13 protein-coding genes are annotated in these 14,498 nt (G+C 49.7%); 7 read left to right on the top strand and 6 right to left on the bottom strand.

Going from position 1 to position 14,498, the window contains the following annotated elements; genetic code table 11:
* The first annotated feature begins 2 nt into the window (after nucleotides 1-2).
* From ACYAC5_RS24050 to ACYAC5_RS24020, 7 genes are all read left to right on the top strand, one after another.
* Nucleotides 3-728, top strand: a complete 726-nt coding sequence (locus tag ACYAC5_RS24050) for a TIGR03759 family integrating conjugative element protein (protein ID WP_462063484.1) — start codon at nucleotides 3-5, stop codon at nucleotides 726-728.
* Complete coding sequence (locus ACYAC5_RS24045) at nucleotides 707-1,336, top strand: lysozyme family protein (protein ID WP_462063483.1); 630 nt, start codon at nucleotides 707-709, stop codon at nucleotides 1,334-1,336. The genes ACYAC5_RS24050 and ACYAC5_RS24045 overlap by 22 nt, the downstream gene beginning before the upstream one ends.
* 2 nt (nucleotides 1,337-1,338) lie before the next feature.
* Nucleotides 1,339-1,845: an integrating conjugative element protein gene (locus tag ACYAC5_RS24040; protein WP_462063482.1), complete on the top strand. Its 507-nt coding sequence runs from the start codon at nucleotides 1,339-1,341 to the stop codon at nucleotides 1,843-1,845.
* Complete coding sequence (locus ACYAC5_RS24035; protein WP_462063481.1) at nucleotides 1,842-2,411, top strand: restriction endonuclease; 570 nt, start codon at nucleotides 1,842-1,844, stop codon at nucleotides 2,409-2,411. Before ACYAC5_RS24040 ends, ACYAC5_RS24035 begins: the two co-directional genes overlap by 4 nt.
* Nucleotides 2,408-4,507: a type IV conjugative transfer system coupling protein TraD gene (traD, locus tag ACYAC5_RS24030; RefSeq protein ID WP_462063480.1), complete on the top strand. Its 2,100-nt coding sequence runs from the start codon at nucleotides 2,408-2,410 to the stop codon at nucleotides 4,505-4,507. Before ACYAC5_RS24035 ends, traD begins: the two co-directional genes overlap by 4 nt.
* Nucleotides 4,500-5,273 (top strand): TIGR03747 family integrating conjugative element membrane protein, encoded by a 774-nt coding sequence (locus ACYAC5_RS24025; protein ID WP_462063479.1) that lies wholly within the window; start codon nucleotides 4,500-4,502, stop codon nucleotides 5,271-5,273. Before traD ends, ACYAC5_RS24025 begins: the two co-directional genes overlap by 8 nt.
* Before the next feature lie 380 nt (nucleotides 5,274-5,653).
* Nucleotides 5,654-6,343 carry a hypothetical protein gene (locus tag ACYAC5_RS24020; protein ID WP_462063478.1) on the top strand — a complete coding sequence of 230 codons (690 nt, stop codon included), beginning with the start codon at nucleotides 5,654-5,656 and terminating at the stop codon, nucleotides 6,341-6,343.
* A gap of 151 nt (nucleotides 6,344-6,494) precedes the next feature.
* Here the strand turns inward: ACYAC5_RS24020 and ACYAC5_RS24015 are convergent, their stop codons facing one another.
* From ACYAC5_RS24015 to otnK, 6 genes are all read right to left on the bottom strand, one after another.
* Nucleotides 6,495-8,198, bottom strand: a complete 1,704-nt coding sequence (locus tag ACYAC5_RS24015) for a UvrD-helicase domain-containing protein (RefSeq protein WP_462063477.1) — start codon at nucleotides 8,196-8,198, stop codon at nucleotides 6,495-6,497.
* Nucleotides 8,195-10,069, bottom strand: a complete 1,875-nt coding sequence (locus tag ACYAC5_RS24010) for an ATP-dependent nuclease (RefSeq protein WP_462063476.1) — start codon at nucleotides 10,067-10,069, stop codon at nucleotides 8,195-8,197. The genes ACYAC5_RS24015 and ACYAC5_RS24010 overlap by 4 nt, the downstream gene beginning before the upstream one ends.
* A 228-nt stretch (nucleotides 10,070-10,297) precedes the next feature.
* Entirely contained in the window at nucleotides 10,298-11,044 is a 747-nt protein-coding gene (locus ACYAC5_RS24005) for a DeoR/GlpR family DNA-binding transcription regulator (RefSeq protein ID WP_462063475.1), read from the bottom strand.
* Nucleotides 11,045-11,055: 11 nt separating this feature from the next.
* Nucleotides 11,056-12,357, bottom strand: coding sequence for an SLC13 family permease (locus ACYAC5_RS24000; protein WP_462063474.1), 1,302 nt, complete (start codon nucleotides 12,355-12,357; stop codon nucleotides 11,056-11,058).
* Between the two features lie 80 nt (nucleotides 12,358-12,437).
* Complete coding sequence (gene otnC, locus ACYAC5_RS23995; protein ID WP_462063473.1) at nucleotides 12,438-13,076, bottom strand: 3-oxo-tetronate 4-phosphate decarboxylase; 639 nt, start codon at nucleotides 13,074-13,076, stop codon at nucleotides 12,438-12,440.
* Nucleotides 13,073-14,329: a 3-oxo-tetronate kinase gene (gene otnK / locus ACYAC5_RS23990; RefSeq protein ID WP_462063472.1), complete on the bottom strand. Its 1,257-nt coding sequence runs from the start codon at nucleotides 14,327-14,329 to the stop codon at nucleotides 13,073-13,075. Before otnK ends, otnC begins: the two co-directional genes overlap by 4 nt.
* Between the last annotated feature and the right edge of the window lie 169 nt (nucleotides 14,330-14,498).

Genomic DNA, 14,498 nt, shown 5'->3' with positions numbered 1-14,498 from the left:
ATATGAAGCTAAAAACACTCAGTCTTGCGGCGATGATGTTTTGTTGTTCAACGCAGGCAAATATCCAGGTTGTGAATGCCAGGGGCGAACCGGTTGATGCTTCGGATCAGAGCGTGCAGCAAAGCAGCGTGCAGGAACTGCAGCAGCAAGCCGGTCAGTGGGGGCTGAGTCAGGATGACTATCAGCGATATCAGAGCCTGATGAAAGGCCCGCGCGGTACGCAGTCGCCGGGGCTTGACCCGCTTTCAACACTCGGTATTGAGGCGCGGAGTCAGGCTGAACGTAAAAAATACGCAGAAAAATGGGTCAGGGAAGAGTTTGCCCGCACGCAGAAAGAGCTGGATTTTCAGCGTGAAGTCACCGCCGCCTGGAAGCGCCTCTACCCTGAAACCCTCGCGGTCAACATGGGCAATGCGGCCGGAATTGCCCACGACACCGGCGGGCGGCTGGCACTGTTTGTGAAATCCGCTGGCTGCGGGCAGTGTGACGCCCGCCTGGCGGCGGTGTTAGCCGATAACAGGCCGGTGGATATCTACCTTGTGGACAGCCAGGGGGATGACGGAAAACTGCGTGGCTGGGCGAAAGATCATCATATTCCGCTGGACAGGGTGCGCAGCCGGCAGGTCACGCTGAATCATGACGGCGGTCGCTGGATGCGGTTCGGTAACGGCATGATGCCGGTCGTTCTGCAGCAGGGGGAAAACGGATGGCAAGTCGCTGCATTCTGACCGGCGCGGCGCTGCTGCTGGTTTCACTTTCTTCATTTGCCGGTGACAAACAGATTGTTCCTGAGGGTTACGTGCGCGTGGCACAGGCTCACAACGTGCCGGCGGAGTCGCTCTATTCGGTCAGCCTGCAGGAGTCTTCCCGCAGGTTGCCACAGGGCGAACGCCCGTGGCCGTGGACACTCAACGTCGCGGGGAGGGGATATCGCTATAAAACCCGCCTTGAAGCCTGGCAGGCGCTGCAGGTTTTCATAAAAACGAATTCCCTGAAGCGTATCGATGTCGGTATTGCCCAGGTGAATCTCGGCTGGAACGGCCAGCGATTCTCCTCTACCTGGGAGGCGCTGGATCCTTACAAGAATCTCAACGCCGCTGCCACCATTCTGCGCGAATGCTGGGACAGAAAGCCCGGCAGCTGGCTTGACGCGGCCGGCTGCTATCACCATCCCGCAGGCGGCGCACCCGCAGCCCGGTATCGCGCCTTCGTTAAAACCAAACTCGCCCAGCTTCAGTCTTCGCCGCATCTGCCGGCGGCGACTGCCGTAGAACAGACAGCATCCGCATCGGTGCCGGATACCGGCCTCGTCTGGATAAACCCACGGAGTCAGTGATCATGACGCTTAACACACTCATTATTACCGTAATTATTGTTTTCTCACCCGCTGCGCTCGCTGAGCTCAACGTTATCGCAGACCTGGGCGGGCAAAGCACGCAGGCCGTTTTTGACGCAGTCAACCGGCAGGACGCGCCGCCACCGCCTGCCGCACCTCTGGCGCAGGGCGAAGCGGCCATGCTGCCCGTGACAACTCCTGAAATGTCGCCGGGCAATGTTGTCCCCCGGGCGCTGACACTGCCAGGTATCGGCTCGCTGTTCATCATCGGCGATGACGGCTATTCACGTCAGTGGCTGGTGCACAACGCACAGCAGCTTGCGGCCAGAAACGCGGCGGGCCTGATTGTGAACATCGATAACCCGGCGTCGCTTGCTGAGCTGCGTAGCCTGGTCCCCGGCCTGCAGCTGGCCCCCTCATCGGGATCTGAACTCGCCCGCCGCCTGCAGCTGACGCATTACCCTGTGCTTATCACGGACAGTGGCCTTTCTCAGGAGGTGCCGCAGTGATATCTGCTCCATATGTTGCTGCCCTGCTGATGGGAAATCCGGTTCTGCTGGCTGCTCTGCTGGCGGTCATTGTTTATCTTCTCTGGCGCTTTCGCCTGCAGACGGCCAGTGAGCGCAGGCACCAGCGATATCGCGCGACGGCTGAGCGCGTTTATACCCGCCTCGGCGTACTTAGCGGTGACGGGCAGCGCATGACCTATCTGCGCAAAATTAATCCGTATGTCTTTGAGGAGCTGCTGTTGCTGGCGTTTGAACGTCAGGGGTATCCCATACAGCGTAATGCGTCATACAGCGGAGACGGCGGCCTTGACGGAAAGGTACATATTAACGGCGAGTGCTGGCTGATTCAGGCCAAACGCTACAGTCGGTCCATTACACCGGCGCACGTCCGGGACTTTGAAGCGGTACTGATGTGTATGGGGCTGCGAGGCCTGTTTATTCATACCGGCTGTACGGGCCAGAAAAGCAGGGCTGTCAGCAGGGGCTCACAGCAGTTGATGATCATCAGCGGGCACCGCCTTTTAGCGCTGCTGGCAGGCAAACCATTCGAGGAGTTTTCTCAGTGAGTGATAAATACGTTATTGAAGCGCTTCTGCGCCCCGCCGTGGAGCTGAATACGGCCGTCGCAGCCGGAACCGCCGCCGTCGTTTGCGTCACAGCGCCTTGGGCGGTGGCTCTCGCGCCCTCCGTCAGCTACGTCACCGCCGGCGGATTTGCGGTGCTGTCTGCCGTGCGCGCGCGTCAGGGAATGCAGGTCGTTCGCTACCGTCGTAATCTGCGCCGTCTGCCGCGTTACATGATGACGTCAAAGCAGATCCCCGTCAGTAAACGTCGGCTCTTCATGGGCAGAGGGTTTCGCTGGACCCAGAAACACACCCAGCGTCTGCGCGATACGCTGCGTCCGGAAGTGGCCCACTATCTGAAACCCTCAAAGCTTTATCAGCTTGCCCGCCAGCTTGAGGAGGCGACCGAAAACAGTCTGCCGGCGATCGGCAAACTGCTCAGAGCCGACACGGCGCTCAATCCCGTTCGCCCGCTCCCGCCGGTCGGGGGCAATCCTGCCATTCATGGCATAGAACCCGATGAAACTGACGTCACGCTCGATTTACGTGAACGCGTCGGCCATACGGTTGTTTATGGCACCACCCGTGTGGGAAAAACGCGGCTGGCTGAGTTACTGATCACGCAGGATATCCGGCGCGGGGACATCACCATCGTATTTGACCCAAAAGGGGATGCGGACCTGCTAAAAAGGGTCTGGGCAGAGGCGCACCGCGCAGGGCGGGGCGATGAGCTGACGGTTTTCCATCTGGGCTGGCCTGACATCTCCGCGCGTTATAACGCCGTGGGGCGTTTCGGGCGCGTATCGGAAGTCGCGACACGCGTCGCCGGCCAGCTCAGCGGCGAAGGCAACAGCGCGGCGTTTCGCGAGTTCGCCTGGCGATTCGTGAATATCGTTGCCCGGGCGCTGGTCGCGCTTGGAGAGCGTCCTGATTACAGCCTCATTACCCGCTACGTGAACAACATTGCCGACCTGTATCTGCGTTACGCAGAAAAAATAATCACCGAGAAGCTGCCGGAACTGAACAGCCAGATCGAAAATAATGCCAACGCCTTCAGTGAAGATGACGTACCGCGTGCCATGCAGGGACAGCCGGAAGCCGTACGTATCTGGGCCGTTGAGGTGGCGCTGAGCTCGGACGCCGGCAACCAGCTTTATGACCCGATACTGGACGGGCTACGCTCTGCGGTACGCTATGACCGTACCTATTTTGATAAAATTGTCGCGTCACTGCTGCCGCTGCTGGAAAAACTGACCACCGGCAAAACGGCAGAGCTGCTCTCGCCTGATTACCTGAATATGGACGATCCCCGCCCCATTTTTGACTGGGAACAGGTGATCCGTAAAAAAGGCATCGTTTACGTGGGACTCGATGCGCTCAGCGACAGCGAGGTTGCCAGCGCCGTGGGTAACAGCATGTTTGCCGACCTGGTGAGTGTGGCCGGCCATATTTACAAGCACGGTATCAACGGCGGCCTGCCCGGATCTAAAGAGGGCAAGGACGCCATCAATCTGCACTGCGATGAGTTTAACGAACTGATGGGCAATGAGTTTATCCCCCTCATCAATAAAGGGGGCGGTGCGGGCATGCAGGTGACGGCCTATACGCAGACGTCCTCCGATATTGAAGCCCGGATCGGGAGCGCGGCCAAAACCTCTCAGGTTCAGGGTAACTTCAACAACCTGATTATGCTGCGCGTCAGGGAGAACCGGACGGCCGAGCTGCTGACCTCACAGCTGCCGCAGGTTGAAATCTACAGTAAAACGCTGGTCTCAGGTCATCAGGATTCAGCTGACGTCACCGTAAATCATGATTTTACCTCCAGCACGCAGGACCGCGTGGGCACCATCAAAGTGCCGCTGCTGGAGCCTTCCGATATCGTTACGCTGCCAAAAGGCCAGGCGTTCGCGCTGCTTGAAGGCGGTCAGCTCTGGAAAATCCGGATGCCGTTGCCGGCGGGTGATGCCGGTGACATTCATATGCCTGAAAATATCGCGCGTCTGGCCGAAGAGATGCGACGCAACTATCACAGCAGTGAAGGATGGTGGGACAGCCGCAGTTCAGCAATCGCACCAGTGAAGGGAGATAATCATGGCTGAGGCACGTCGTACCACACCGCAGCAGTATCCGCAGCAACAACCCGTGGAGCCTCGCGAGCACGGTTTGCTCTATAACTTGGTATGGGGCTGGCCGTGGAAACTCATCGGCGTGATTCTGGCCTCACTGATGCTGAGTCTTGTCATTGAATACGTCGGGATCGCGTTTTTCTGGCCTGAAATGGGTACTACGCACAGCCAGACGGTGATGAATACCGAGTTTGGCTATCTGTCTTCTGATTTTACACGCAGCCTGTTACTTTCCGAACCAGCTGCAACGGTAACGCGATGGGTGACTGATGCTTATCAGTGGGCGTTCGTAGACAGTGGCATCGTCAGCTGGATACAGGATACCTATCAGGCTGAGATGAACAGCGGCAACGAGGTATCACGCAATCTCAAGGGGGCCAGCAGCTGGCTGGGAAATTATCTCCAGCAGTACATGCTGGCAACGGTATATGTTTCTGTCGTGACCCTGATCCGCGTGACTATTATTGCCCTATCTGTCCCGCTGTTCGTCCTGGTGATATGTGTCGCCGTGGTTGAAGGACTCGGCCGACGAGACCTGCGTCGGTTCGGAGCCGGCTATGAGTCGTCGTTTCTTTACCACCGTGCGAAAAGGTTGATTAAACCAGCCGTGTATCTGCCGGTAATGGCCTACCTGTCATGGCCTTCAGCGGTCTATCCAAACCTGCTGCTGCTGCCAGCCGCGTTAATGCTGGGGCTCACCATTACGGTCACAACCGCATCGTTCAAAAAATATTTATGATCAAATAAAACCTAGGCTTGCGCGGTGTAGGCTTGGGGTTTAAACGAAGATAAATTAGACAGAGTTAGTATTTCAGTGAATGGCGGCAATGAGCGAAAAGCGGACATTGGACTTTCCAAACTTACAAAGTAATCTAATTTGTAGGGTTATCACGTGATAAATGGACAGAATTGGCAGTTTTAAAGGCGTTATACATCAAGGAATGATTTCCATGTCCCGCAGGACATACCGCGCTTTGAGCCAGTTTTGAAATTCAGTTGTACTCTCGTCCTTCTGTAAGTTCTTCCGTTTCCAAGCCAAATTGAGACTTTAATTTATCTTGATAAATACCGCCAATTAGTTTGAATATGGTGCAATTTCTCAACACAGGGTTTACCCAGATGGCTATGTCACCTCCTCCTATTTTTGAAGGCGACGACTATTACAGCGTCTCTGAAGAATTTTTTAGCAAATTACCAGCTGATCTAAGAGCGCCTTTTGAACAAATAATGAAGAAAGGGGCGGAGATTATTAGCGGTTGCGATAAAGAGATTGAAAGTCTGATTAGACTTATAAAGGTAATACCTACTACAACAAGCCTTAGTTACATTTATCGTCGGCTTCGTACGACCAAGTTTGAAATCACTACTGAGTCGATGCTGGAACAGGAGATGTTAACAACCGCTTTTGTGGTCAGCTATGCACGCTTGTTCGCCAAAAGCAATGGCACTTACGTTCTCCAGCGGAATGATCTCCCTGTCCACCTACGGGATGTTCATGATGATCTGTATAAAATTCGTAACGAACGTTATGCCCATAACGGAGGCCATAAATCGATTGATAGTTTAGTAGGGTTTGCGTTCAGCGGCACACAATTTTATGTGCAGGCACAAATGAGTTTAGGGCTTCATATAGGCGGAAGAAATGAGTGGGAAGACCTAATCAAATTCATCGACACTTCAATTCACGAACGGCTTTATAAAATACTTGCGCGTTTGAAGGAGCAAACGGGCTATGAATGGATATTTCCAGACGGCCCGGCACAATGTTGGGTGGGCGATTACGGCGATTGGATAAGTCGTGCGAATTGATCTGCATCGTTGACCTTCAAAGTCCTCAGGCAATAGGCACGCTTTTAAACCTCTTTTACGGAACACCGAAACCGGGCAATTAGCCCGGGCAAGAGCGGCAGAGCTAAGTTTTTCTCTTCAATTTAGTTCAGGCAGGATCAATGACAGCAAGTTAGGTCCATTCCTGAAAACCAGCTGTAATGAGATCTTCTTTTAATTCTTTAAAACATGATTGTGGTACAGCCAGCCAGAACAAGTTCTTTGCCCGAGTTATTGCGACATACCCGATACGTCCTTCTTCATCACCTGTACCTGAAAGCAGTGCTTTGATATTGGATTTCTTAGCCACATACATAACCGCACCGATAGACTCCCCTTTAACCTGATGAACCGTCTCGACTCTTAGCCCGTGTCCTTGAGCCGAAACTGTACTGGTCAGTGTCTGATCTGGTAATAATTTCTTAGTAAGTTTAGTTCCTACATTGCCAGCAACTTTATATCCGCAGTGCTTTTCAATCTCTGCGAGAAGCATTTTAACATTCGTTAATAGCTTGGAGTGCCAGTCAGTCTTAGCCACAAGCGCAGATGAAGGAAGTCCCAAATCAGAGTTGCGACTGAAACACCATAGTAATCGCTTTAGTCCCTTTATCTCAGCATCATGTGATACCCCCTGAAGTCTAGAACTTAGGCCATGGGGTATATCCTCCAATAAGCTGAGAATAGCCCGGCAGACCAAGTTAAAGCATCCATGGTAGTTACTATGCTGATCCCTTAACAACGTTGCTTCTGCTAACACCTTAACCATACCTTGTCCTGGAGGGGCAGTCTTACCCGCAATTACTGCGGCTCTGTCTGCTCCCCGACAGAGGAGCACAGCATCCTGATATTGCATGCCTAACTCATCAATATGGGCCTTAAATGCATCAGTTAATTTGGGAAGTTCCGAATCCTTGTATCCAATAAAATAAGCTCCACCTTGTTCGCCATGGCGGCATGGTTCGTCTTGGCGGCCACTAAGGATGTTGGCGATATTTATGATTGGAGGCAGAGAACGATAATTGCGAGTAAGTTTGTAACCGGTAACGTCTTCACGATGCTCATAGCTCTTAAGGAACTCACCGTCAGCACCAGCGAAGCCATAGATCCCCTGATTAACATCTCCGATAAGCGTAAGCTGAATCCCTTCAGTAATGAGTAGCTTTAATATTTCCTTATGCACTGTTCCTAAATCCTGAGACTCATCGACAAGGATTTGCGGGTAGCGAGCTGCCAGAGCCCTCAATACTGCAGGTTGAGAATTCAGAGTTTTATACACCCAGTACCGACCAATCTCATGAGTGTAAGCACCTAAACGGCCAAGGTCGTGAATGATCTTTAACACCTTGTCTTTATCAAGAATTTCAAGGTTATTTCTTATATCCGAATAGAAGACGAAATCGCCATCGATTATGATGATTTTTATGTCTTTTAATGGCAGTGGGGGATAACCTTCACGCCAATATCTAAAACTTGTAAGAAAAGGCTCCGAGCCAGAGACCAAGTACGCGGCTTGAGTCGCGGCCATAGTCCTGCTTGCATGGGGACGTAAAATATGTTTGGTAAAGAAACCGTCAAGTGTATCGACTTCTATCCTTCGACGATTAGCATCGTCTGGTAGGCCAGCAGCGAGCTCTGCATAGCCTGTATTAAAGGTATTGACAGCAACATTTGAGAAAGACAAAAGCACAACACGACCACGACTATTTTGCATTTTCTGCCGAATAGCAATCAGGCGTCGAATAGCTGTAGCTGTCTTCCCACTACCTGCACATGCTGTGATAGCAATTGGCCCTAGCGGCGCACCAATAATATCAAGCTGTTCCTCTGATAATTTCACGGCTTGACCACTCCCTGACATACATGCTGAATGGCTTTATTAAGGTACTCAGGGACTTCAAAACCAATCTCTTTCGAAATCTGATCTGCTAATGCCTGAGCGAATCGACCTTTCTGGATATTAGCGCTATCTTTACGCTCAAACATGCCACAGAACAGCGATTTGGCTTTAGCCGTATTGTCTGCTTGACCATCTACGATCTTACGGAGAGCCGTTGAAATCCTTGGATGTGGATCGGCTAATGCAGTGAGCATAGCGTCGCGGTTTGCTTCAATGAGCGCCAGATCGTATTCCAGGGTTTTCAATCCGTGAAAAACTTTCACGAAATCATCTTCACGTTTCTTCATCTTAAGAGTATTACCAGACAACCTCACTTGGTCTCCAAGTGCGGGATACACCTCTTTCCTTTTAACTTTTTTCTTTTTTCCAGCCTTGTCAGCTGGATCTTCACCATCAGGCGCGTCAGTCTCTTCCTGGTAGGCGGCTTCAGCAAGTATGTCGTCAATTTCTTCTTCAACCGTTCCCCCCTCTGCTACGTCTTCAACCTCTTCTTCTTCAAATGGATCTGCATCGGTTACTACAGCGACAGGGATTCTCAGCCCCTGCTCTCCAAAAAGCGGGAGGAAGGAGTCAAAATTTAGCCCTTCGACGCTGATAAGACTGACCCCATATTTTCTGAGATCAAAGTCCATTTTTTTAGCGAGCGCATCAATCAACATGAGTTCTGCAGCGCCCTCAACGAAAATTACCCGGCGGGCAAAAAACAGTTCAGCCCTAGTTACGTCCAAATACCGCTCCAGCTTTTCACGTTTTCCCTTTTCAAATTTGATATCACGTGGAAAGAACGTCTCTACACCGGTCTCGTTTTCGATAAGGCATACAAGGGAATCAAGTTTTGAATTACTAGCAAAATTGGGTGAATGGCTAGTCACAAACAGTTGTACAGATTTTTCGCCTTCACCCGTTGGAATCCCTGAAAGGTACTGCAATAGCACACGTTGCAGTTGAGGATGCAAATGTGCTTCAGGTTCCTCAATAATCAAACTCCTGAAAGCAGAATCAGTATTTTTAGCCAATTCACTAAGAACTACCGCCATGAAGATCAGATTATTGAAACCCAATCCATTCTTCTCAATTTCCAGGGATTCAGCCGTCAGGGTCAGTCGGGAAGAGAGGCGCTGAAAATCAGTCACGCTGAGCCCGACGGCAAGCTCCTGCGCTAGCTGAGCACCCATCATGGAATCATGTCTGGTTGATATAGCTTTATGGGTACTTTGAATGGATTTGTCTTGTTTAAGTGTTTCGTCAAGTTGCTTTAAAGCCGTATCTATTGTGTCACGACCTGCATCATCGGTGAGCAAATGAAGTAATCGAGCCAACTGGCTGTTACGGTTAGGACGAAGGCCCTGCGCGGCATCGCGGAGAGGCTGGAGGTAGACCCCCCGAAGGTTCTCCATCATATCTGAGGTAAGCGAAACCTCTGGATGATCACCGCACCAGCGCCGGACTTTGAATCGTCCCGTCTTATCCATATCGGTATACTGGACATGGATATGCGCCTCCATGTTCTTGTCCCCATTCGGCTTGAGGGCAGCAATAAAGTCCGCTTCATCTTCAAGGCTAAGATCTCGGAATACAAAATGGAAACTTATATCACCAGTTGGTTCGCCCTCATGCGGACGGTGCCTATCAGAACCATCGAAGCGAGGATAATTCTCATCGTGACCTGCAAGAAGCGTCCGGAGTGCATCGATTGCTGCACTTTTCCCTACGTTGTTTGGGCCTACCAGAACATTTAAACCGGGTTGAAATTTCAGCGTGGCTTCGCGCAGTTTGCGAAAATTCTCTATAGTGAGCTCTGCAAGATACATAAAGATCCCTGTCCTATGTTGCTATTCTGAATAAATTACGCGAAGCGTGAAATTATTCCAGCTTGAATAAGCACGTATTCATTGACCTGCGTCCAATTTTTTTGACATGAAATTTCTATCGAAACGTCCGCTTCTGGCACTAAGCGGACATGCGAGAAGGGTAAGGTCCGCTAGAAGCAAAAGAATGACCATTAGTCAAATTTGACCACTAAAGCTGGATGGCTATCGTTATTTTCTCGCTATGGGATGCAGTTTTAGCGGATCAATTCGTCTGCTCAAAATCGACTCTGAAGAAGACAGGTCTGTAATGACCATGTCCATATCGGTGAGGGAAAACATTTTGTAAAGGGCGTTGCGGCCATAACTATGATTGTCTGCCAGCATGATGCATTTGCGTGATGCGCTAATGATTGCATCGTAATAAGACGTTCTAAATTCATCATTATGTAACACGCCTTTATCACCCCATGATTCCGGCGCAATGAATGCTTTTTCAAAATTGAGGCTTTTTAAGGTTTCAAGTGCGACGCGTTGATGGAAGGTATTGTCATGACGGCTTAGTTTTCCACCAATAAAGAACAGTGCGGCGCCACTGTGAGCCATCACATGCTTTGCGATAGCAAAATCATTGGTGACAATTGTCATTTCATCGCTGTAGGGGAAAAAGGTGGCCAGCTCTAAGGTCAGTTTCCCGCCATCGATATAAACCACCTTACTGTCGCCAAGGTAGTTAAGCGCAGCACGAACCAGAGCGTTAGAACCAGCGGCTTCGGGCAGTTTACGCATAGGCACTTCATCACGTGACTTAACCCCACCGCGCGTGGACATGATGATGCCACGCGCGCTGAGTTGCTCAATATCCCGCCGAATGGTCATCACCGTGACATTCAGCATATCCGAGAGCTCACGGAGACTAACAAAATGTTTGGTGGATACCATTTCAAGTATCCGTTGATGACGTTCAGCAGGAATCATAGCGCTCCTCATCATACAGGAATAATGCCAAGAACAACTGCAGCGAACAGCGCACAGACACTCATGATCCAAATTTTCACCATGGAGTGACGAATATGTTCGCCGACCTGAAGATTAAGCAGACCTAACCCAAGATGCGTCGCCGGTATTACAGGGCTTAACAGCAGACCAATTTGTTCAGTTATCAACATGGCGATAGTGACGTGCAGTGGGGAGACGTCAAAACTTTGCCCAAGGCCCACAGCAAGAGGAAGTAGAGCAAAATAAAATGCATCTGAACCAATAAGAATAACAATCGGTACGCTAAACGCCGCCAGAATAATATAGAGATAAGGCCCTAAACTGGAAGGGAGCACCGCAGCAAGTTCATTTACCAGAACCTTAATAATCCCCGTATTCTGTAAGATGCCAACGAATACACCGATCGTTAAGAAAATTACAATTACCGGGAAAATGGTCAGCGCATAATCTTTTATTTTTTGCTGTGCTTTTTTGGCATCGGGGTAATTAATCATTACCGCCAGTGAGAAAGCGATCATGAACAGGAAGTTACCGGAAACTAAGCCTGAGACCAAAATAACAATGGTGGCGATGACCAGTACAAAGTTCGCACGTAATAACCACGGATTGTGATCTCCTTCGCTGGTCAGCATCTCCTGACGCATCACCAGAAAAGCTTCTTTAGTGATTCCTGAGCCGCTTCTATTTTCAACTCTGGCCATGTACCAGCACAGAACAACACCCAGCACGAACAACACAACCTGCAGCGGGATCAATTTGTAATAGACTTCAAGGATATCGAGATGGGTTACGGCAATCGCGCGATTAAGCGAGCCACCCCAGGGAGTTATTCCCGTAACGCCAACACCGACAGTGACCAGCATCAATAAAGTTTTACGGCTGATATTCATCTTTTCATAGATGGGCAGTAAGGCAGGTACGGTAACCAGCAACGTTGCGTAGGCATTGCCATCAAGGCTACAAACTGAGGCAATAACAAGAGTCGCCAGCAATACTGAGAAAGTAGATTGCGTTACGAAGCGCAGGATAAAACGTACAATAACGTCAAAGACCCCCGCCTCTTTCATCAGGGTAAAGAACATGGCGCTAAAGGCAACGAGCGTGGCGGTTCCTACCACTGACTTTAATCCGGATGCGACATACTCACCCAATTCTTTAAAACCAAATCCACAGACCAGAGCAGCAACGGTGGGTAAAACAATAAACAATACACTGGGTGGAAACTTATTCTTCAATAAGCACCATGTCAGTATAATGAACATAACGATCCCGGTGATAAGCATTAAAGACATAACTTGTCCTTTAAATTTTCAGGGTATTAGATGTAAGAAAACGCTGTGCAGGAAATCTGCACAGCTTTAAAAATAATTATTTATTTCATATTAAAAAGCGTATTCAACTCATCAATATTTTCGGCGGTTAATGTTTTCATACCATAGGGCTTAAGAACGAAGTAGAGTTTTGCTGTTTCTTCTAACTCTTCTGCATTGAATACCGCTTCGCGGATGTTTTTCCCTGAAATAATTGGGCCATGATTAGCTAGCAGAATCGAATTATGCTCCTTAGCTAATTTTTCCACATGGACTGCAATATCCGGTGAGCCTGGACGAATGTAGGGAACGACAGGTAACTTGCCTACTCGCATCACGTAATAAGGTGTGATGGCGGGTAATGCATTGTCGTAATCCAGGTCAGGCAGGCAGGATAACGCTGTTAACCAGGGTGAATGCAGATGCACAATACCGCCACAAGCAGGACGCTGGCGATACATGGCCAGATGCATCAGTACTTCTTTTGAAGCCTTTTGACCAAAAACTAACTCACCGGTCATGGTCACTTTACTTAGTTCATCAGCATCCAGATCGCCAAAGCTTGAATTAGTGGGAGTGGCGAGAATATGGCCATCGGGTAATTTAAGGCTAATATTTCCGGCACCACCGCTACTGTAACCGCGTTCAAACAGGGAGCGTGCGTAGCGAACTAAATCCTGACGTAATTGCATTTCGCTCATTTCACACTCTCCTGCGCTTTTAAGAAGAAATCACTGTTGCCAAAATTGCCTGACTTAAGAATTACCCACTTTTCTTCGTCAAGAACCTGCGTCCACGGCACACCTGGTGCAACAGCATCACCAATTACCATGCCTTTAATATCAAGACCCTGTGACACCGCACCCGACGTTTCACCACCGGCTACGATGAATTTGTTGAAACCTTTCTTACTAAGAGTGCTGGCTAGCGCAGAAAAGAAACCTTCAATCTTTTCACTAACAAATTCCGCACCATAGTTCTTTTGAATGATCTCAATTATCTGCGGCGGTTGGGTGGCATAAACCATTGGAGCCAATGAATCATTGGTATGGGTTAATACCCAGCCAGTTACCGTCTGCAGATAGGTGGGTTCATTGAGAATTTTTTCCACATCCAGTGCTAGAGATGAAGCGCGCTGTTGATAAAAGTTAACTTGCTGGTTGGTCATTGAAGAGCAACTGCCCGAGAGAACAACGCTCGCGCCTTCTTTACTGATTGAGAAAGAATGGTTTTCCGCGCCCTTATTCATCGTATCCAGTGCGGCAATCGCATAACCAATGCCTGCAGCTCCGGTGATCAATTTAAAATCTGCTGTCTCACTCGCCACGGTTAACAGGTCGTTGTTATCAAGCACATCGCAGATAACATATTTAAATTTTTCTTCCGCCAGTTTGGCCAACGTATCAGGAATGTCTTCAACATGATTTTTGATGGTGTCGAGACTGATGATTTCGCAACGCCCCGTAGATTGCGATTCCATCAGTTTTTTCAGTGACGACTCTTTCATCGGCGTTACTGGATGATGTTCCATTCCGCTTTGATTGAGTAACTGCCCTTTGACGAATAAATGCCCCTGTAAAATCGTGCGGCCGTTGTCTGGCACTGCTGGGCAAATCAGCGTCATGGTTGCGCCAAGATTCTCCATCAGCGCATCAGTAACCGGACCGATATTGCCTTCACTGGTTGAATCAAAAGTTGAGCAGTATTTGAAAAGCTGCCGCTTGCAGTCCTGAGCTTTTAGCCAATTGGATGCAGATAATGACTGCTCTACCGCTGTTCTCGTCGGAATCGAACGACTTTTCAATGCGATAACAACCGCGTCGATTCCTTCCTGATCAAAAGCCTCAGCAGGGACGCCATTGAACAGCACCACTTTCCAGCCAGCATTCACCATAAAGCTGGCAATGTCGGTGGCACCCGTAAAGTCATCCGCGATGACGCCCAACTTAATCATATGTGTTCCTCAGAAGCGGTAACAAATTGAGCACATATTGCTTTTATGTAAATAAAAGTGCAATTAGGCTTGGTGTTAATTTGTGCTTCAGATCACAAAATAGAGCGGTTTGCATAACATTCCACAAATCACTAAGGGGTATTAATCCTTGTCATATCGGGTATTAATC

The sequence above is a fragment of the Pantoea sp. y20 genome (assembly GCF_054903455.1).
The sequence above is the reverse complement of the archived record's forward strand: the minus strand, read 5'-3'. Positions and strand labels throughout refer to the sequence as shown.

What these genes read in the sequence shown, in the direction of transcription:
- ACYAC5_RS24050 (WP_462063484.1), top strand. Translation starts at nt 3, where the DNA reads ATGAAGCTAAAAACACTCAGTCTTGCGGCGATGATGTTTTGTTGTTCA.
- ACYAC5_RS24045 (WP_462063483.1), top strand. Translation starts at nt 707, where the DNA reads ATGGCAAGTCGCTGCATTCTGACCGGCGCGGCGCTGCTGCTGGTTTCA.
- ACYAC5_RS24040 (WP_462063482.1), top strand. Translation starts at nt 1,339, where the DNA reads ATGACGCTTAACACACTCATTATTACCGTAATTATTGTTTTCTCACCC.
- ACYAC5_RS24025 (WP_462063479.1), top strand. Translation starts at nt 4,500, where the DNA reads ATGGCTGAGGCACGTCGTACCACACCGCAGCAGTATCCGCAGCAACAA.
- ACYAC5_RS24020 (WP_462063478.1), top strand. Translation starts at nt 5,654, where the DNA reads ATGGCTATGTCACCTCCTCCTATTTTTGAAGGCGACGACTATTACAGC.
- ACYAC5_RS24010 (WP_462063476.1), bottom strand. Translation starts at nt 10,069, where the DNA reads ATGTATCTTGCAGAGCTCACTATAGAGAATTTTCGCAAACTGCGCGAA.
- ACYAC5_RS24005 (WP_462063475.1), bottom strand. Translation starts at nt 11,044, where the DNA reads ATGATTCCTGCTGAACGTCATCAACGGATACTTGAAATGGTATCCACC.
- ACYAC5_RS24000 (WP_462063474.1), bottom strand. Translation starts at nt 12,357, where the DNA reads ATGTCTTTAATGCTTATCACCGGGATCGTTATGTTCATTATACTGACA.
- otnC (WP_462063473.1), bottom strand. Translation starts at nt 13,076, where the DNA reads ATGAGCGAAATGCAATTACGTCAGGATTTAGTTCGCTACGCACGCTCC.
- otnK (WP_462063472.1), bottom strand. Translation starts at nt 14,329, where the DNA reads ATGATTAAGTTGGGCGTCATCGCGGATGACTTTACGGGTGCCACCGAC.